The 17,818-nt window shown below is 63.5% G+C and carries 17 protein-coding genes; 10 read left to right on the top strand and 7 right to left on the bottom strand.

The window, feature by feature from the left end; translation table 11 throughout:
• Window positions 1-1,656 carry a GMC oxidoreductase gene (locus tag V3587_RS09590; RefSeq protein WP_283376424.1) on the bottom strand — a complete coding sequence of 552 codons (1,656 nt, stop codon included), beginning with the start codon at window positions 1,654-1,656 and terminating at the stop codon, window positions 1-3.
• Between the two features lie 203 nt (window positions 1,657-1,859).
• Between V3587_RS09590 and V3587_RS09585 the strand changes: the two genes are divergently transcribed.
• Window positions 1,860-2,240 (top strand): PPOX class F420-dependent oxidoreductase, encoded by a 381-nt coding sequence (locus tag V3587_RS09585; protein ID WP_054188250.1) that lies wholly within the window; start codon window positions 1,860-1,862, stop codon window positions 2,238-2,240.
• 7 nt (window positions 2,241-2,247) lie between these two features.
• Here the strand turns inward: V3587_RS09585 and V3587_RS09580 are convergent, their stop codons facing one another.
• Genes V3587_RS09580 through V3587_RS09565 form a run of 4 tightly spaced genes read right to left on the bottom strand, consistent with a single transcriptional unit; the run spans window position 2,248 to window position 6,826 of the window.
• Complete coding sequence (locus V3587_RS09580) at window positions 2,248-3,153, bottom strand: TIGR01777 family oxidoreductase (protein WP_058226725.1); 906 nt, start codon at window positions 3,151-3,153, stop codon at window positions 2,248-2,250.
• Complete coding sequence (locus tag V3587_RS09575; RefSeq protein WP_283376423.1) at window positions 3,153-4,511, bottom strand: metallopeptidase TldD-related protein; 1,359 nt, start codon at window positions 4,509-4,511, stop codon at window positions 3,153-3,155. Before V3587_RS09575 ends, V3587_RS09580 begins: the two co-directional genes overlap by 1 nt.
• On the bottom strand, window positions 4,508-6,028 hold the full coding sequence (locus V3587_RS09570) for a TldD/PmbA family protein (protein ID WP_283376422.1): 1,521 nt from the start codon (window positions 6,026-6,028) through the stop codon (window positions 4,508-4,510). Before V3587_RS09570 ends, V3587_RS09575 begins: the two co-directional genes overlap by 4 nt.
• Window positions 6,029-6,058: 30 nt before the next feature.
• Window positions 6,059-6,826, bottom strand: a complete 768-nt coding sequence (locus V3587_RS09565; protein WP_283376421.1) for a TSUP family transporter — start codon at window positions 6,824-6,826, stop codon at window positions 6,059-6,061.
• 38 nt (window positions 6,827-6,864) lie between these two features.
• Here V3587_RS09565 and V3587_RS09560 point away from each other — a divergent pair, with 38 nt between their 5' ends.
• A complete protein-coding gene (locus V3587_RS09560; RefSeq protein WP_030536362.1) occupies window positions 6,865-8,028 on the top strand; it encodes a sensor histidine kinase in 1,164 nt (387 codons plus the stop codon).
• A 57-nt stretch (window positions 8,029-8,085) separates the two neighbouring features.
• Complete coding sequence (locus tag V3587_RS09555; protein ID WP_003945024.1) at window positions 8,086-8,745, top strand: response regulator; 660 nt, start codon at window positions 8,086-8,088, stop codon at window positions 8,743-8,745.
• Window positions 8,746-8,782: 37 nt separating this feature from the next.
• On the opposite strand, the gene V3587_RS09550 is transcribed toward V3587_RS09555, so the two are convergent.
• Complete coding sequence (locus tag V3587_RS09550) at window positions 8,783-9,442, bottom strand: hypothetical protein (RefSeq protein WP_003944837.1); 660 nt, start codon at window positions 9,440-9,442, stop codon at window positions 8,783-8,785.
• Between the two features lie 250 nt (window positions 9,443-9,692).
• Here V3587_RS09550 and V3587_RS09545 point away from each other — a divergent pair, with 250 nt between their 5' ends.
• From V3587_RS09545 to V3587_RS09520, 6 genes are all read left to right on the top strand, one after another.
• Complete coding sequence (locus V3587_RS09545) at window positions 9,693-10,253, top strand: FxsA family protein (RefSeq protein WP_003944915.1); 561 nt, start codon at window positions 9,693-9,695, stop codon at window positions 10,251-10,253.
• 12 nt (window positions 10,254-10,265) lie between these two features.
• The gene (locus V3587_RS09540) at window positions 10,266-11,900 is read left to right on the top strand and encodes an amidohydrolase (protein ID WP_118607212.1); all 1,635 of its coding nucleotides are present in this window, start codon (window positions 10,266-10,268) and stop codon (window positions 11,898-11,900) included.
• 37 nt (window positions 11,901-11,937) lie between these two features.
• A complete protein-coding gene (gene lnt, locus V3587_RS09535; protein WP_030536364.1) occupies window positions 11,938-13,506 on the top strand; it encodes an apolipoprotein N-acyltransferase in 1,569 nt (522 codons plus the stop codon).
• A 92-nt stretch (window positions 13,507-13,598) separates the two neighbouring features.
• Window positions 13,599-14,429 carry a hypothetical protein gene (locus V3587_RS09530; protein ID WP_030536365.1) on the top strand — a complete coding sequence of 277 codons (831 nt, stop codon included), beginning with the start codon at window positions 13,599-13,601 and terminating at the stop codon, window positions 14,427-14,429.
• 136 nt (window positions 14,430-14,565) lie between these two features.
• Complete coding sequence (locus V3587_RS09525) at window positions 14,566-15,219, top strand: hypothetical protein (protein WP_283376420.1); 654 nt, start codon at window positions 14,566-14,568, stop codon at window positions 15,217-15,219.
• A complete protein-coding gene (locus V3587_RS09520; RefSeq protein WP_003944910.1) occupies window positions 15,216-16,394 on the top strand; it encodes a PrsW family intramembrane metalloprotease in 1,179 nt (392 codons plus the stop codon). The genes V3587_RS09525 and V3587_RS09520 overlap by 4 nt, the downstream gene beginning before the upstream one ends.
• Window positions 16,395-16,823: 429 nt before the next feature.
• Here the strand turns inward: V3587_RS09520 and V3587_RS09515 are convergent, their stop codons facing one another.
• Window positions 16,824-17,162 (bottom strand): RNA polymerase-binding protein RbpA, encoded by a 339-nt coding sequence (locus V3587_RS09515; protein WP_003944971.1) that lies wholly within the window; start codon window positions 17,160-17,162, stop codon window positions 16,824-16,826.
• A gap of 189 nt (window positions 17,163-17,351) precedes the next feature.
• Between V3587_RS09515 and V3587_RS09510 the strand changes: the two genes are divergently transcribed.
• Window positions 17,352-17,708: a hypothetical protein gene (locus tag V3587_RS09510; RefSeq protein ID WP_051720850.1), complete on the top strand. Its 357-nt coding sequence runs from the start codon at window positions 17,352-17,354 to the stop codon at window positions 17,706-17,708.
• The last annotated feature ends 110 nt before the right edge of the window (window positions 17,709-17,818 follow it).

Raw genomic sequence — 17,818 nt, 5'->3', positions numbered from 1 at the left:
TCAGCGTCCGGACTTGATGATCTGAGCGATGTTCCGCTCCGCCAGAGCAGTGATGGTCAGTGACGGGTTGACGGTGCCGGTGCTGCCCGGAATGGCAGCACCGTCCATCACGTACAGGCCGTCGTAGCCCTTGACTCGCCCGTAGCCGTCGGTGGCCTTGCCCAGAACCGCACCGCCTAGGGGATGCGCGGTGAACGAGGAATTGACGTCTTTCGCGAACGGCAGGGCGGACGGCAGCGTGGTGCCGGCGAAGGCCATCTTGTTCTGGACGGCGCGTAGTGCCTCGACGGTGGCGTCGTTGCCGTTCTTCGGCCAGTTCAGCACCACCCGATCGGAGCCGCCGTCGTAGGCGAAGTCGGCGCGCTGCGAGTCGAGGGTCATCCCCAATGTTCCGAGCATGCCGATGTTGACGGGCAAGCCGGGGACATACCAATTCTCGAGGGAGAGTGGCATTCCCGACTCGTCGACGATGCGTGATGCCGACGGTGAGGCTTGCGCAGTGCCGTCACTGAAGCCGAACGAGCGCACCATCCCGGCGTCGCCGTTCGTTCCCCAGCCCTTACCGACGTGTTCGTTGAGGTTGGGCAGCGCGCCCGTCGCCTGGGCGCGTACCAACAGTTCGGACGTGCCGATCGAACCGGCGCCGAGGAACAAACGGTCACAGGTAAGAGTCTTCCGGGCCAGAACGCCACCCGTCGGATCCGTCGATTCGACGTCGACGACGTAGCGTCCATCACGTTCGCGACTGATCGCGAGCACCTGATGTCCGTAACAGACGGTGGCTCGTCCGGTGGCTTCGGCGGCAGGAATGTAGTTCTGTGTGAGGTCGAACTTCGCGCCGTTGGAGTTACCCATGTTGCTGTCACCGACAGTGGCCGAGGCTCGGGTTCGGCCGTCGAGTTCTGAGCGCACCACGTCCCAGTTCCAGATCCCGTCGATCCGCTGCGGATCGAATCCGGCACGACGAGCGTCCTGATCCCAACGACGCGAGTGACCGAAGTTCGGGGTTTGGTAAATGTCTTCGGGCAACGGGCTCAGACGCAGCATCTGGCGCACTTTGGGGTACCAGGTGGACGCCATCTCGTCGTAGTCGAGGGAGTTGCCGAAGACTGCGTCGAAGAATCGGCGCTCGGGCGCGATCATCACGCCGGTGAAGATGATGGAACCACCGCCGACTGCAGCGCCGCGCCATACCGAGATGTGTTCGTAGTCGGTGGCATCGAGGACGCCGCTGAAGTAGTCGCACGCCACGGGGAGTCCGGTGAGGTTGGTGAACGATGTTCGCCGGAAGACTCCGCGGCCGTCGGCCAGCATGTCGGAGGTGTGAATCTCCCGTTGCGGATCGTGGGGCCACCGAAGTCCGCGTTCGAGGATGGTGATCTGGGTGCCGCTCTGCGCCAGTCTGAGGGCGGTGGCGCTTGCGCCGAATCCGGACCCGATGACGATGGCTTCGGAATGCTCCGGGGGAGTAGGAGAGGGTGCGAACAACTCGGGGACGAGCGCGCGGTAGTGATCAGCACCCATCGGGAGCGCCCGCAGTGGTGCGGGGGTGGCGTGGCTGGTCGACGTCGACATGAGCGGCGCCGCGGCTGCAACTGCCGCCCCCGCCCCGGCGGCTTTGAAAAAGTCACGACGCTGCATGTCACGGCGCTGCATGTGTAAGTTCGACTCCCCAGTTCGACGGTTTGCCTCAGAATAACTCGAGATGGAGTTCGGGGACGAAACGGCGTGTCTGACGTCATGAAGAACCGGATAAAACGTGCATAAGTGGCACTTCCTGGGTGGTACTGATCGGTCACCAGATAGTCGCGGAATCTTGTCGGTGTTCAGCGAGAGGCGCTCGCACCTATCCTCGAGGAGTGAACCCCGACTTCAAGCGCGTCTCCGAGGCCAAGTACGTCCTACTCACGACCTTCCGCAAGGATGGAACTCCGGTGGCGACTCCACTCTGGGCCGCGCCGGACGGCGACAAGCTCCTCATGTGGACCGTCACCGATTCCTACAAGGTCAAGCGCATCAGGCGAAACCCGTCGGTCACCGTCGCTGCGTGTGACGCTCGGGGAAATCCCAAGGGTGAACCGGTGGCCGCCGTCGCCGAGATCCTCGACGGACCGGGCACCGATCATGCTCGCGACGCGATAGCACGTCGGTACGGAATCCTCGGCTGGATCACCATGAAAGGCAGTCTCCTGCGCCGCGGCAAGACCGGAACGATCGGACTTGCCATCACTGCAGCCTGACCGCGCGTCAGTTGCCGAGCAGATCGTCCAACGCTGAATCGAACCGCGGATACGTGAAGGGGAAGCCTTTGTCCGCCAACACTTTCGATACGGCATGACGACCCGTCAGGCCCAGGGCAGCGTCGCTGCGAAGAAGGAACGCGCCGAATCTGACCATGAAAGCGGGCGTCGGCGGCGCAGGTGGCCGGTGAAGGTGCTTGCGCAGCCCGGCCATCAGTTCTGAGTTTCGGACGGGATCCGGAGCCGTCGCGATGACCACCCCCGAGGCAGCCGAAACGGGTTCGAGTGCCCAACGAACGATCGACAGCCAGTCCTCGATGTGAATCCAACTGGTCCACTGCCTACCCGAGGCGACGCGTCCGCCCAGTCCGAGACGCACGAGCAACAGCAATCGCTCGAGCGCCGGTGTGCCCTTCTCCAACACGACACTGGTTCGCAGGATCACCACTCGTGACGCGTTTGCACCCTCGACCGCTGCCTCCCAGTCCTTTGCGACGTCGGTCATCTGAGGTGGCCCGTCAGCGAGGGGAGAATCCTCGTCCAATCGTGCCTCACCCGCATCGCCGTAGATCGCGAGCGTGCTCGCCTGGATCCACACCGGAACAGGGTTCGCCAGTAGTTTCGACGCTTCGACCAGCGCGCGGGTCGGATCGACCCGGGAGTTGGTGAGTAGTGCGATGTTTGCCGGGGTGGGTCGGCGATCGACCAACTCGCCGGCCAGATTGATCACCGCGGCGCCGTCGAGTTCTCCCGCCCAGTCGCCCACCGTGACACCGTCCCACTGAACCTGCCTGTGCCTGCCAGGTTTCGGTGAGCGAGTCAGGACCACGACGTCATACCCACGGTCCGCGAGATCGTCGCTGATCCGGCGGCCGAGAGCGCCGGTGCCGCCGGCGATCACGACCTTCGTCATCACTGCGCCTGGCTGACCGAGGACATGTGGAAGTCGGGAATCCGCATGGGCGGCATGGCCGTGCGGGTGAACCAATCTTTCCACTCCCGGGGAAGCGTGATCTCGGTACGTCCAGCCTCGGTGACCCGCCGCAGGAGATCGAGAGGGCTCTCGTTGAAACGGAAGTTGTTGACGGCGCCGACGATCTTGCCGTCCTCGATCAAATACACCCCGTCACGGGTGAGTCCGGTCAACAGCAGCGTCGTCGGATCCACCTCACGGATGTACCAGAGGGTTGTGAGCAGTAGACCCTTCTCGGTACCTGCGATCATGTCCTCGATCGAGGTGTCGTCACCACCGGTCAGGATGAGATTGTCGCCGGGAACTGCGACAGGTCGACCGAATTCTCGTGCAGCGTGGCGCGGGTACGCCAGCGCATTGACGACGCCGTCTCGGACCCAGTCGACGGGTTCGATCTCCATACCGTTGTCGAACAGTGAGACGGATTCACTCGACGACGTCGTGATCACGAACGGCGCGGATTGCAAGCCCTCGGCGCCGGGATCGGAGGTGAGTGTCAGTGGCAATCCGAGCTTCTCGCCGATCCGGGTACCACCGGTGGTGGACAGTGCGGTGTGGCCCTCTTCGGCGCCGCGACCCTCCATGGTCCACATCAGATAGATCATCAGGTCCGCCACAGCCGACGGCGGAAGAATTGTCTCGTAGCGGCCGGCAGGCAGACTGACGGAGTTACCCGCCCAGTCGAGTCGAGTGGTCAACTGCGACAAGAGCTTCGGTATCGAGATATCGCTGAAATCGACAGTTCCGGATCCGACCCAGGCGCTGGCGTCGCCGCGCTTGCCGTTGATTTCCACGGAGCCGGTGGCCTGAGCCGTTCTACGTCGCACGCCCGTCGAAGTGCCGAGCCAGGTGGTGTGCAACTGGTGGTGAGCGAAGCCGAACAACTGGTCGCCGCCGTCGAAGGCCGTGGACAGGTCGGCAGCCAACGGCGCAAAGACACCGATGTCGGTCAGGGCGGCCGGCAGGTCCCAGTCGGTCTCTGCCGCCGACTGCGTGATCAGGTCGGACGCGTCGTCAGCCGGAGTGGCTGTGCGCGCAGCTTCTTCGCTTGCCTGTACGAGTACGGAAATCTGCTCCGGATCGACACTGCTGGAACTGACAGTGCCCACCTTCGCGATGTCACCCTCGCGCACGATCGAGATCACCGTCCACGTCCGGGACAGCGAAACTCCGTTGGTGGTCATCGAATTGTTGGCCCACCGCAGCGACGCCTCACTCGCATCGATCACGATCACCAACGATTCGTCTACCGTCCTCGCGGCCAATGCACGCTCGACGACCTGCTGCGGATCGATCACTGCTGAGCCTCCGAACGAGTATTGAGGATGTTGACTCCGCGGAACAGAGCGGACGGGCAGCCGTGGCTGACCGCCGCAACCTGACCGGGTTGCGCCTTGCCGCAGTTGAACGCCCCCTGCAGGCGCCAGGTCGACTCACCGCCAACGGCTTCCATCGAGCCCCAGAAATCCGTCGTCGTCGCCTGATACGCCACGTCGCGCACCTGACCGTCGAGCTTTCCGTCACGGATCTTGAAGAACCGCTGACCGGTGAACTGAAAGTTGTAGCGCTGCATGTCGATCGACCAGGACTTGTCACCGACGACGTAGATGCCGTTCTCGACTCGCGAGATCAGGTCTGCAGTCGAGGTGTCCGTAGAAGGGTCGGGGGAGAGCGAGACGTTGGCCATTCGCTGGATGGGAACGTGATGTGCGGAGTCGGCGTACGAGCAACCGTTGGAACGCGTCAGCCCCAGCCTCGGCGCGAACACGCGGTCTAGTTGATACCCGACCAGTGTTCCCTCTGCCACCAGATCCCACCGTTGAGAGGCGACGCCGTCGTCGTCGAATCCGACGCTGGCCAGGCCGTGCTCTTCGTTTCGGTCGGCGGTCACGTGCATGAGTGGCGTTCCGTATTTCAGCGTTCCCAGCTTGTCCGGCGTCGCGAACGACGTACCGGCGTAGGCCGCTTCGTAGCCGATCGCGCGGTCGTATTCGGTGGCGTGTCCGATGGATTCGTGGATCGTGAGCCACAGATTGGTCGGATCGATCACGAGGTCGGTCGGACCTGCTTCGACGGTCGGTGCCTTGGTCTTCTCGGCCAGCCACTCCGGGATCTGCGCGAGCTCATCGCCCCAGTTCCATGTGCTCTCCGCCCCGAGGTACTCCCATCCGCGCCCTACCGGCGGCGCCAAGGTACGCATCGATTCGAAGCTGCCGGCCGACTTGTCGACGGCGGTCGCCTCGAACTCGGGGTGTAGACGCACCCGTTGCTGGGTGATCGACGAACCGGCCAGATCCGCGTAGAAGGTCTGCTCCTTGACCTGGAGGACACTCGCCGTTACGTGATCCACGCCGTCGGCGGCTTGAAGCCGTCCGGAGTAGTCGACCAGCAGGCCTACCTTCTCGGCCGTCGGTGTCGCGAAGGGATCTTCGAGGTACGGCGACACCCACGTCGCGTCGGCGTAGACGGGCTCGTCGGCGAGGGTGACCGGATCCCGATTGAGCGAGCGCAATGCCTTCGCGACCTCGACCGCTTGGCGTGCCAGCGCAGCCGCGACATCGGGGGACACCTCGGCGTGCGAGGCGAATCCCCACGTGCCGTCGACGATCACACGGACGGCGACCCCGATCTCGTCTCCGTCGGACACCGCCTGAACTACGCCGTCGCGCAAGCGGATCGACTGTGTGAGCACGCGGTGGACACGAACATCGGCGTGCTGGGCGCCGGCCGTTCTCGCTGCCGACAGCGCCGCATCAGCGACAGCTCGCAGCGGGAGGGCGAGGAAATCTGCATCGACATCTCGGGTGACGTTCACGCACACGACGCTAGCCGACGACCGCCGATCTCAGCCGAACTGCTGCCATCCGAGGCGAATCACCATGGCGATCACGACCACCAACAGCGTGATCCGCACGAATCCGGATCCCTTGCTCAGCGCCATCCGCGAACCGATGACCGCGCCGAGAACGTTGCACACCGCCATCGCCAAACCCAAACTCCACCAGACATGCCCGGTGACGGCGAAGTAGGCGAGCGCGCCGAAATTGGAACCGAGATTGATCACCTTCGCTATCGCTGCGCTCCGAACGAATTCGGTTCCGAGGAAGGTCGCGAAGCTGATGATGAGGAAGGTGCCGGTGCCGGGTCCGAGCAGACCGTCGTAGAGGCCGATGAGTCCGGCGGAGAGCAGCAGGACGATGACGGTCTTGCGCTGCGTCGGACGATGGGTCGCGATCGTGGTGCCCAGCGTCGGACGCATGGTCACGAAGACGGCGACGGCGACGAGGACGACCATCACGATCGGAATGAAGTACTTCTTGTCGATCAGCGAAACGGCCGCCGCCCCGCACGCGGCCGTCACCGCAGCCAACGCGGCTGCCGGCGCCATCTGCCGCCACTCCATCGGGATTCGACGGGAGAACGTGTACACCGCAGCACTCGTCCCGGTGAATGCCGTCAATTTATTGGTGGCCAGTGCCGCCTGTGGGGTCAATTGGGGTGCGACCAGAAAGAGCGCCGGCAACAGAATCAATCCACCGCCGCCGACCACGGCGTCGACCCAACCCGCCGCCGTCGCTGCCGTCATCAGCAGTCCCCAATCAGCAATATCCACGGCGGTGACTCTTTCACAGCTGTGACACTCTTGAGCACATGCGGAGGTTCAGCCTGTGGCTGCGAGGAAAGCCGATGATCGCGGACAGCGCGCTGGCGCTCGTGTTCTTCGCGCTCGAGGTAGTCACGTTCGTCAGTTCGCCGCGTGAGGAGCGGTGGCCTCAGCTCGTCGTCGGATTTCTGATCTGCCTTCCCGTCGTGTGGCGTCGCAAATATCCGCGTGTGTCCGCTGCGTCCATTTTGTCGATGTCGTACTTCGCAACCTTGATGATGTGGGCGACCGGGGATCCGGCTGCGGAACATCCAGGCCTGTTGGCGCTCGGGGTCTCGCTCTACACACTCGTTGCGTATGTCGATCGACGCACCGGGGCGATTTTCGCGTGCTTCCTTGCCCTGGACATGACACTCTCGTTGCTCGTCATCCGCGAAGACGTGATCCTCACGATCATCATCGCGACCCTGCTCTATGCACTGGCCTGGATCACCGCCGAGTTCTTGAGCGCCCGCCGCGCCTACGACGAGGAAGTGGCCGCCAGACTCGAAGTGGCCGAATACGAACGGGATCGGCGTGCCGAGGATGCGGTGGCCACGGAAAGAACCCGAATCGCCCGCGAACTCCACGATGTCGTCGCCCACGCGGTCAGCGTGATGATCGTCCAGGCGGACGGCGCGTCGTATGCGGTCGATTCCAATCCCGCGTTGGCCAAGAAGGCGCTCGGCAACATCTCCAGCACCGGACGCGACGCCCTTGCCGAGCTTCGCCGTACCGTCTCGCTGCTGCGCACCGAGGTCAGTAGTGATGCGATGCCGCAACACGGAACTGCCGGCATCGCCAAGGTCGTCGAGATGATGCGGGCCGCTGGTCTCGGCGTGCGCCTCGAGCTGACCGGCGAGCTCGACGACGTCAGTCCTTCAGTCAGCCTGGGAATTCATCGCCTCGTTCAGGAATCACTGACCAATGTCCTCCGCCACGCCGGCGCAAACCCGAAGGCACGAGTCACCGTGCGCCGCACCGACACCGCGGTACTACTCGAGGTCGTCGACAACGGAACGTCGAGTTCGACCTTCTCCCACGGTTCGGGGAATGGACTGGTCGGAATGCGTGAGCGGGTGGCGGTACTGCACGGGACGCTCGAGACCGGACGACGCCCCGACGGCAGTTGGCGTGTGTACGCAGAGCTGCCGCTCGAGATCCACGATTGATACCGGCTCGCCGCAATCGCATTGGCACCGACGTCTCAGGCCCGATAGGTTTACGCCGTGCCCATCACCGTGCTGCTAGTCGACGACCAGGAACTCATGCGGATGGGCCTGAACATGGTGCTCGAAGCACATGAAGACATCTCGGTTATCGGTGAGGCCGGCGACGGGGCCGCGGCGGTCGCAGCGGCGGTGGCGCTGAAGCCTGACGTCGTGTTGATGGATGTGCGGATGCCGATTGTCGACGGGGTGAAAGCGACCGAGCAGATTCTTGCCTCCGGGATCGAATCCAGGGTCCTGGTGATGACGACCTTCGACCTGGACGAACACGCTCTCGGTGCCTTGCGCGCCGGAGCCAGCGGCTTCCTTCTCAAGGACACCCCGCCCGAGGATCTCGTGTCGGCTATCCGCAGCGTGGCAGCCGGTGACGCGGTTGTTTCCCCGAAGGTGACACGTCGTCTGCTGTCGAGGTTCATCGTGGACGGTCCGGCGCCCCGGCGCGATCCGGTAGTTCTCGACGTCCTGACCGAACGCGAACGCGAAGTCCTCGGACACGTGGCCACGGGGCTGTCGAACATCGAGATCGCACAGCAGCTGTACCTGTCCGAATCGACGATCAAGTCGCACGTCGGACGCATTCTCACCAAACTCGATCTGCGTGATCGTGTGCAGGCTGTGGTGCTGGCCTACGAGACCGGACTGGTGACTCCGGGCGCGTAGGCCAGCCGTCTGTCAGGCAGCGAGCGTTTCGCTCTGCTCAAGCATCAAAAGCGCCCACTGTTGGCAGCACGATGCAGGTCTTCCCGTCTGCGTAATCGACATTGCCGAACAGAGCGGCAAACACCTTGCCGTCACCGGTGTCGACGACCTTCGAGAGCAACGGCGTATCGAGTACGGGCAACTTCTCGTCCAACGGGACGATGCCGCCCTTGAACGTGCCGACGTTGATCCAGGCAACACTCAACCCTGAGGTCTTGGGTATGCCGACGTAACCCGGGATTGCCTGGAAACGGAGATGGTCGGCCTCGACCCACGGCGGCAACGGGAAGTTCGGACCGGCCTGTGCGGAGCTGAGGGTTACGGTGACGGGTTCACCGGCCACGCCACACCCGACCGTCGGTGCGGGGTACATGAACGACTGCGGCTTGGTGACGCCGATGTCCGGGAGATCGAGAGCGGTCGTGATCTGATCAGCGCCTGCCGTGCCGATCAACTGCTGAACAGCAGCAGAGGCTTCGGGGGAGATGGCTGCGGCCTGCGCGATCAGTGCGGCAATCCCTTCGGGTACTACCGGTTCTGCGGCCGCGGTTCCCGCGCTGATCATCGCGCTGCCGGCGGTGAGTGCCACGACGGCGGCAGTGCCGGCGATGGCAGCGGGAATGCGTCGGGCGAGTGTCTTGCCGGGGAGTCGGCTCATGTCGGGCTCCTTCATTTCATGAGGCCGGGAAATGCGGCCCGAAGTGACTTGACCATGCGCAGAGTCTCAACGTCAACTTGAGGTTTAGAATCGTTAGCGGAGCGTTAGTTAACGCCAGGCAAGTCGCACGTGCGTGAGAGAAGGCCCGTGTGACTCACGGCACCCACCTGTTTTGCACCTCTGCGTCGTTGTCGGGAGAAAAACCGGCCCCTCGAGCGTTGAACGAATAGACCGTCTGAAAGGGGACGTCATGATCGCCGCCGTATTTCTCCTCTACGTGATCGTCGAGATCGCAGCCTTGGTCATCGTGGGCAACGCCATCGGTGTCGCCTGGACAGTGCTGCTGTTTCTCGCCGGATCGCTTGTCGGATTGATCCTCATGCGCTCGCAGTGGCGACGGGTCATGGACGGGTTCCGTAAGGCCACGCGGGGTGAGGGATCGCCGTCACTGGCGGTCGCCGACGGCGCCTTGGTCGCGGCGGGCTCCGCGTTGATGTTCGTACCCGGACTCGTGACTTCGGTTCTGGGCCTGCTGCTTCTGATTCCGCCGACCCGCTGGGCGCTGCGCCCGCTTGCAGTGCTCCTGGCAGGTAAGCGCGCAGCAGCATTTGCCGCCGGTGGTGACGCCTTCGCCGGAACCGTCGGCTACGCCGCGCGGATGCGCGGAAACGGCGAGGTGATCGACGGCGAGATCATCGTCGAGACACCCGAAACCACCGAGTACGTCGCCAGCAACGGCAAGGAACTCGTCCTCGAGGGTGAGATTCTGGACACGGATACACCCACCCGTTCGCGGGGGCCGCAGTACTAACAGGCAGACTGGGTGCTCGTGACTACTCGTCTGCTGGTCAACGGCCGGATCTACAGTTCATTTGCACCTGACGCGACCTCGATCGCCATCACCGACGGCACCGTCGTGTGGGTCGGCGACGAGCGCGCCGGACGGGCGTTGCACCCCGCCGCGGAGATCGAAGATCTGGGTGGTGCGTTTATCACTCCCGGGTTCGTCGACACCCACGTCCACATCACCGCACTGGGACTCAATCTCGTCGGCCTCGATCTCGTGGGCGCGAACTCTCTGGACGAATGTCTCGCGCGAGTACGAACATTCGCAGCCGCGAACCCCGAAACTGCCCATCCCGACGCAGTCATCTGGGGACACGGTTGGGACGACACCGAGTGGGCCGAACAGACCCCGCCGTCGACCGCAGATCTCGACGCGGCCGCCCCTGGCCGCAAGGTGTATCTCTCGCGGATCGACGTTCACTCGGCCGCGTGCTCGAGCGCACTGCGCGACGGGATCTCCGGCCTCGCCGACACCGCTGGATACTCGGCCGAAGGCCCGTTGACGTTCGACGCACACCACCTGGCGCGCAATGCCGCTCGGAATCTGCTGACGGAAACTCAGCGCGCTTCTGCTCGTACCGCTGCGCTCGATCTCTGCGCCTCACGCGGAATCGTGGCCGTTCACGAGTGCGGGGGACCGGACATCTCGGGATTGACCGATTTCCAGGAACTGTTGGCCCACGATCACGGCGTGGAGGTTCGGGGCTACTGGGGTGAGCGTGTCGACAGCGAAGAGGATGCTCGCGCGCTCATCGACAAAACCGGAGCAGACGGACTCGGCGGGGATCTCTTCATCGACGGCTCGCTCGGTTCGCATACCGCGTGGTTGCTCGAACCCTATGCAGACCAACCTGATTCGACGGGCAATGCCTACCTCGACGTCGACGCGATCGCCGCACACATCCGGGCCTGTACCCTCGCGGGCGTCCAGGCCGGGTTCCATGCCATCGGTGACGGCGCCGTCTCGTCGGCAGCTGCCGCGTTCCGCAGGGTCGCCGACGAACTGGGTGGCCCCAAGGTCGCCGCGTTGGGTCACCGCCTCGAGCACGCGGAAATGATGTCCATGGCCGACGCGGAAACCTTTGCCGCCTTAGGTGTCATCGCTAGCGTCCAACCGGTGTTCGACGCACTGTGGGGTGGCGCCGACGGTCTGTACGCCACGCGCCTGGGAGTAGAGCGCGCAGCAGCGTTGAATCCGTTTGCACCTGCTGCCGGTAAGGGTGTCTCGCTCGCATTCAGCTCCGACGCCCCGGTCACCCCCATCGAGCCGTGGGCGATGCTGCGCGCCGCTGTCCAGCACCGCACCGACGGAAGTGGAATCTCGCCGCGTGCGGCCTTCTCCGCGGCAACTCGCGGCGCCTGGCGCGCGGGCGGAGTGCGGGACGGCGCCGCGGGAACCCTCAATCCGGGCGCACCGGCCTCCTACGTGTTGTGGGAGGCAGGCGAACTCGAAGTGAGCGCACCCGCCGACTCGGTTCAGCGATGGTCTACCGATCCGCGCTCGCGCGTACCCGCTCTGCCGAGGCTGGCGGAAGATGCGCCGATTCCGGTCTGCATCAAGTCGGTGCATCGCGGACGCGTCGTCTATCAGCGCGGCTCGTCGAGTGAGTGAGGCCGGCGCAGAGGCGTCTGTCGGTGATCGCTCCCGTGTGAGCGCTGTGCTCACCGGTTCCGCATGGCTACGTTCGCTGTACGCGGCCGCAGGTGGATTCCTGATCTTCGCAGGGTTCCCACCCCGCCCGCTGTGGTTCTTGGCGCCCGTCGGGATCGCTCTTCTGACGTGTGTGTTGACGAACTTCGGGCGCGGCGGACTGCGCCTTCGTGCCGGCTTCGGTTACGGATACTTGGCTGGTCTCGGATTTCTGGTGCCGTTGCTTCCGTGGATCGGTGTGTTCGTAGGTGCGGTCCCGTGGATCGCGTTGGCCGCGGTGGAGTCGTTGTTCATCGGACTGTTCGGGCTGCTTGCGGTTCTGGTGGCGAGGTTGCCATGGGCACCCTTGTGGATTGCTGCGACCTGGACGCTCACCGAGTGGCTTCGTTCCAGCGTTCCTTTCGGCGGATTTCCTTGGGGCAGGCTCGCATTCGGTCAATCCGAAGGGTGGCTCCTCCCTCTTGCGAGTGTCGGCGGTGCGCCGCTGCTCAGCTTCGCGGTGGCCCTGACCGGTACCGGCTTGGCAGCAGTTGCAGTCGCTGTCGCGGCCAAACGATGGGACCGAGGATTCTTCGGAGCTGTTGCCGCTGCCCTCGTGCCCGTGATCATTGCTCTCGCGGTGTCGCCGTTCTTGTCCACCATGGATTCCGGTGATCGAACGATCACCGTCGCCGCCATTCAGGGAAGCGTTCCGAGGTTGGGCTTGGACTTCAACTCGCAACGCAAGCAGGTCCTCGACAACCATGTCGCCGAAACCGTGAAACTTGCTGCCGAGGTGGACGCGGGCCGCGTCGATCAGCCTGACGTCGTGATCTGGCCGGAGAACGCCTCGGACATCGACCCCCTGCGAAACGCCGATGCCGCTGCCGACATCACCCGGGCCTCCGAAGCGATCGGAGCGCCGATTCTTGTCGGCACCGTACTCGTGAATGCCGATCGTACGACTACCAATTCGGTGATCGTGTGGGACGGCGCCAACGGTCCTCAGGAACAGCACGACAAGAAGATCATTCAGCCGTTCGGCGAATACCTGCCCTACCGAAGCTTCTTCCGGAACTTCTCCTCGTACGCCGATCGCGCGGGCAATTTCGTTCCCGGCGAGGGCAACGGCGTTGTCCATGCAGCGGGGGTACCCATCGGTGTCGCGACTTGTTACGAGGTGGCGTTCGACCGGGCGTTCCAGGAATCGGTGCGCAACGGTGCACAGTTGCTGGCGGTACCGACCAACAACGCCACTTTCGGGGACACCGAGATGACCTATCAGCAGCTGGCAATGTCGCGTGTGCGGGCAGTCGAGCACGGCCGCGCCGTCGTTGTCGCCGCAACCAGTGGTGTCAGCGCCATCATCGCTCCCGACGGTGCGGTGACTTCGCAAACCGACCTGTTCGTGCCGGCGGCCCTGGTGGCGAAGGTGCCACTCTCGACCAGTTCCACCCTTGCCAGCCGAGTAGGTCCGGTGCCGGAGATCGTGCTCAGCATCATCGCGGTCGGCGCGATTGCCATGGCAGTGCTGGCCCGGCGCCGAGATCAGGCTGAGCACTCACCCGAGGAGACTGCGGCAATCTGAGCCGAGCATCGGATATTAGGGCTGCCGATGTTCCGAGGAGCGCCTACGCGGGTACTCGCTGTGCCACCCGTTCCTGCGTAAGGCGGCTTCTTGTGACCGAGCCTGAGAAAACCGAGCCAGACAAGTCCGAGCCCCGGGATGCAGTTCACAAAACCAGTGTCGTCGACGCGGTTCTGCAGTCACCGCTCGCCGGCCTGTCACCGTGGATCTTGCTGTCCTTGCTCTCCGGGCCGGGAAGGTTCGAGGAATCCGCGGCCGCAGCCCTCGGGTTGTCGCTGCTGATCTTGGCGGCCAGTCACCGGCGCGGCGGCACCGTGAAGCTGTTGGAGGTCTTCGACGTCGTGTTCTTCGGCGTTCTGGCGGCCGTCGGCCTCCTCGCGTCGGCGAACACGATTCGGTGGTTCGAACTCTGGGGAGGCGAACTGACCAACATCGCGCTGGTGGTCTTTGCCTTCGGATCGATCCTGCTCCGCAATCCTTTCACTTTGCAGTACGCGAAAGAGTCGACGCCCGAAGAGTATTGGGCGACGCCTCTGTTTCTGCACATCAACTACGTCATCACCGCAGTGTGGGCTCTCGCGTTCACCTGGTCGGCGGTAGTGGGCCTGTTCGGAGACGCACTGCTGCACGACGGTGACAACTTCTGGACCGGATGGATTCTGCAGTTGCTCGGAACCTTCTTCGCGATCTCCTTCACCGAGTGGTACCCCGAGTATGCGCCGAACAAGGCCGCTCAGGCTCAGGGCCTCGAAACCGAACCACCGCAGTCGATTTTCAGGCTGTTCGACTTTTTGCCGGTGTTCGTAGCCGTGACCGGCATCGCGGGGTTGGTGACCGACTCCGTTTCCGTGACCGCAGGCGTCACGTTGATTCTGGTCGGCGTGTTCGGACATCTGGCGATGCGACGGTTCACCGTCGACTAGGAGCTCTCGGTGATCTCGCGCCTACGGGAACTTGGTGCACGATCGTCTCGATGACCGGCTGGTGCCGGCTGATGCACGGAATTTGTCCGTTTCTGCGATAGTCAGTGCACCTGCCGTGCAATGGAAACGAGGGAAATTGAGCGTTATTTCGAGTACTGCACACAAGCACGAGCCCCTACACGGAAGACGTCCACCAGCGGATCACCGCTTCCTCGGATTCGACACACGAGTCTTTCCACACGCCCTCGCGATCTTGGCGGTGTGGATGCTCTGGACCGTGATCGTGCCCGCCATCGATTCCGCTGTCTCCTCCGAAGATCCAACCGGCGCCGGAGACCGGATGGCCGTGACCGAAACGGTCTCCTTCGCCGCACCTGCGGGCTGGAATGTCGACAGTGGTTTCCGAATCGACCAACATGGCGCGTCCGATTCGCTCCCACGTGTGACGTTGACCGATGGCACCGTCACCGTGAGCGTCGACGCCGACACATTCAGTGGAACTGCCGACGAACTCCTCTCCCAAACAGATGCCGTGAGTCTTGCGACGAACGGCAGTTCCGTGCTTGCGGTCTCCGGTGCGCGCCAGCCGATCAGCACCGCCGGGGGTCTGAGCGGCGTCCAGGTCAGCTTTGACACTCCGCGGTCCGCCGGATCGGTGACCACATTCGTCGTCGACGGCAAGGGAATTCGGGTACAGGTAGTCGGCCCACCCGATCAGATCGCCGCCCGCAGTCGAGAAATCACCGACATGATCGCCTCTATCGGCACACACGAGGGAGACACCAAGTGAGCACCGATCTCCTCGAAACCCGCTCCCGCGCATTCGATACGACGGCCTGGGGCGAGAAATTTCACTTCTTCCAGCCACGCAACGTCGTGTTCTGGATATACCTGTGGATGTGCGGATTCGGCCTCGTCAAAGGCTGGCAGATGTTTGCTCCCTTCGCCGGATACTTCGGGCGCGCACTCCTCGTTGCCGGCATCGTCGGCGTCATCAGCGCCGCGGTCTGGACATGGTGGTTCCGGCACATCGACCGCTACGAACGCCAACCCGTAGGACTAGTGGTCACCGGCTTCATCTGGGGCGCCACCGCAGCAACGTTCACTATCGCAGTACCCGCGAACGGAGCAGTCGGTTCGCTCTACTCGAAGATTTTCGGGCAGGTATGGGCTCAGGACTGGCATGCGGGCCTCTCTGCACCCTTCGTGGAGGAAACCGCCAAAGGCATCGGCATCGTAGTCCTCCTCGCGCTTGCACCACGCCTGGTGCGCACCGCAACCGACGGCCTGCTCCTCGGTGCTTTCATCGGCTTGGGATTTCAGACCAGCGAAGACTTTCTGTACTCGATTGCCGGCGCAACACAGGGCTTCGGCGCCCACCAAACCGACGGCCTGCTCGGTTCCATCGCCACCCGCACCTACTCCGACATCGTCTCTCATCCCCTGTTCACCGCCCTTTTCTGCGCCGGCGTGATCTATCTGATCGGCACCCCGGCCCAGCCCCGGCGGATCGGACGCGGATTGGCGTTGATCGTGGCACCCATCCTGATCCACGGCGTGTGGGATTCCATGCTCGCGATCGCCGGCGGCAGCAGTTCGCTCGTGTTCGTCATCATGATCGGCGACATCGTCTTCGCGTTCACTGCCTTGTGGATCGCGTTCGTCTGGGCGCACCCACGTGAATCCCACTTCGTCCGTGACATTCTCGCCCCGGAAATCGAGTCCGGCGTCCTGACCGACGCCGAGGTGACAGCCGCCGGCGGATGGCGACAACAACGTACTTACGCGAAAGCCGCACCCACTCGCACCGAACGTCGCCAACGACGACATATCGTTCGTGCCGCGCTGGATCTGTGCAGCGACCTTGCTGTCAGCAAGGGCGACGACAGCCCCCAGGTCGTCGAATCACGCAACGAAATCACCCGCCTCCGCCAAGGAACCGCGGCACAGAGCATCACTCGGTGACCGGGAAGTAGCGGAAGAACCGTTCAGCACCGCAAAACATTCACCCACACCCCAGTCGGCCGGGTTGCTTGCCATCGTCACTTGGCAAGCAACCCGGCCGAGTGACTGGGCTACCAGTTCACTCCGTGTCGAAGTTTGGTGTACCGAAGTTTGGTGTGTCGCGGGGTGGGGGATACAGCTCACACTGGTGCACGAAGCAGCGCCGATGGTTCTCCAGCGCAAGTCCAGGATTTGCGCACTGTCGGCCCGCGAGTGCGCCTGGATGCTGAATGACGTTGCCCTGAAGTGTCTTTGAGGACCGCGAAGCATCCTGAAGTTGCCACGTCGAAGAAGGGCCGAAGTATGACGTCGACTTGTGAACGATCACTCCCCGAAGAACGAGAAAGACCGCCCGGTGTAGAACCGGACGGTCTTGATCGAAGTGCTAGTTCATGCGCCGCGACGCTTGGCCTTCAGCAAATCGAGACGCTCTTTGAGGAGCTCTTCGAGTTCCTCGACCGAGCGACGCTCGAGCAGCATGTCCCAGTGGGTGCGGGGAGGCTTGACCTTCTTGGCTTCGGGAGCAGTCCCTTCCATGAGGGTGCCTTCGAGGCCGTTTCGGCACAACCAGGTGCCGGGGATCTCGGCTTCGTCCGCGAACGGGATGTCGAAGATCTCGCCGTTCTCGCACTTGTACTTGGCCATACGACGGGGCGCGAGGTCATGGTCACGGTCGGTCTCGTAGCTCACAGCTCCGAGTCGGCTACCTCGAAGTACGCGATCTGCCATGGTGGTGTCCTCTCTTCGTTCGTCACCGCTGGTGGGCGCCCTGACTTGGGGAGTAGACGCTCACACTCATCTACAACGCCACGAGCACCCGATTGGTTCCCGTGTGGCGAGAAGACGCAACCTCTCCATCTTACCGGGTACCGTGCGCGTTCATCGAAGGCGTCCGAATCTCGAGTACAGTGTCGATTCATGGCTGAGAGCACACGCGTCGGATCACCGGAGTCTGCGCGTTCGGGAAACCCGTGTGTGTGGTGTGGTCGAGAGGTCGCGGTGACCGGTGTCGGTCGTCGACGCCGGTACTGCAGCCAGTCTTGTCGACAGCGTGCGTACGAGCAGCGCAATGCCGTCAAGGGCACGTCGATCCCGGCTGACGCCGTCATCTTGACCGCAGTCGAAGCGGTCGAACTCGTGGATCGGATGTTCGAGGTCCGATGCGCTGCCGAAGATGTGGCGACAGCAGTTGCCGAGGGCGCAGAGAGTTCAGAGCTCACACAGTTGTGTGAACGGTTGACCGAGCTTGCCCGCGAAGCCGAACGTTTCCGGTAGAGCAGGTGTGGGCAACCGGTTTCTAGCCTTGCGTCGAGCACTGCAACACTGCGGTGCTCCTGACGCCTGACGACGACAAATTTTGATCCTGAGTTCGGACCTTCGGGGAG

It is taken from the genome of Rhodococcus sp. IEGM 1306 (assembly GCF_036541985.1).
In the GTDB taxonomy this organism is placed as follows: Bacteria; Actinomycetota; Actinomycetes; order Mycobacteriales; family Mycobacteriaceae; genus Rhodococcus_F; species Rhodococcus_F qingshengii.
This window is presented reverse-complemented; position numbering and strand designations above follow the sequence as displayed.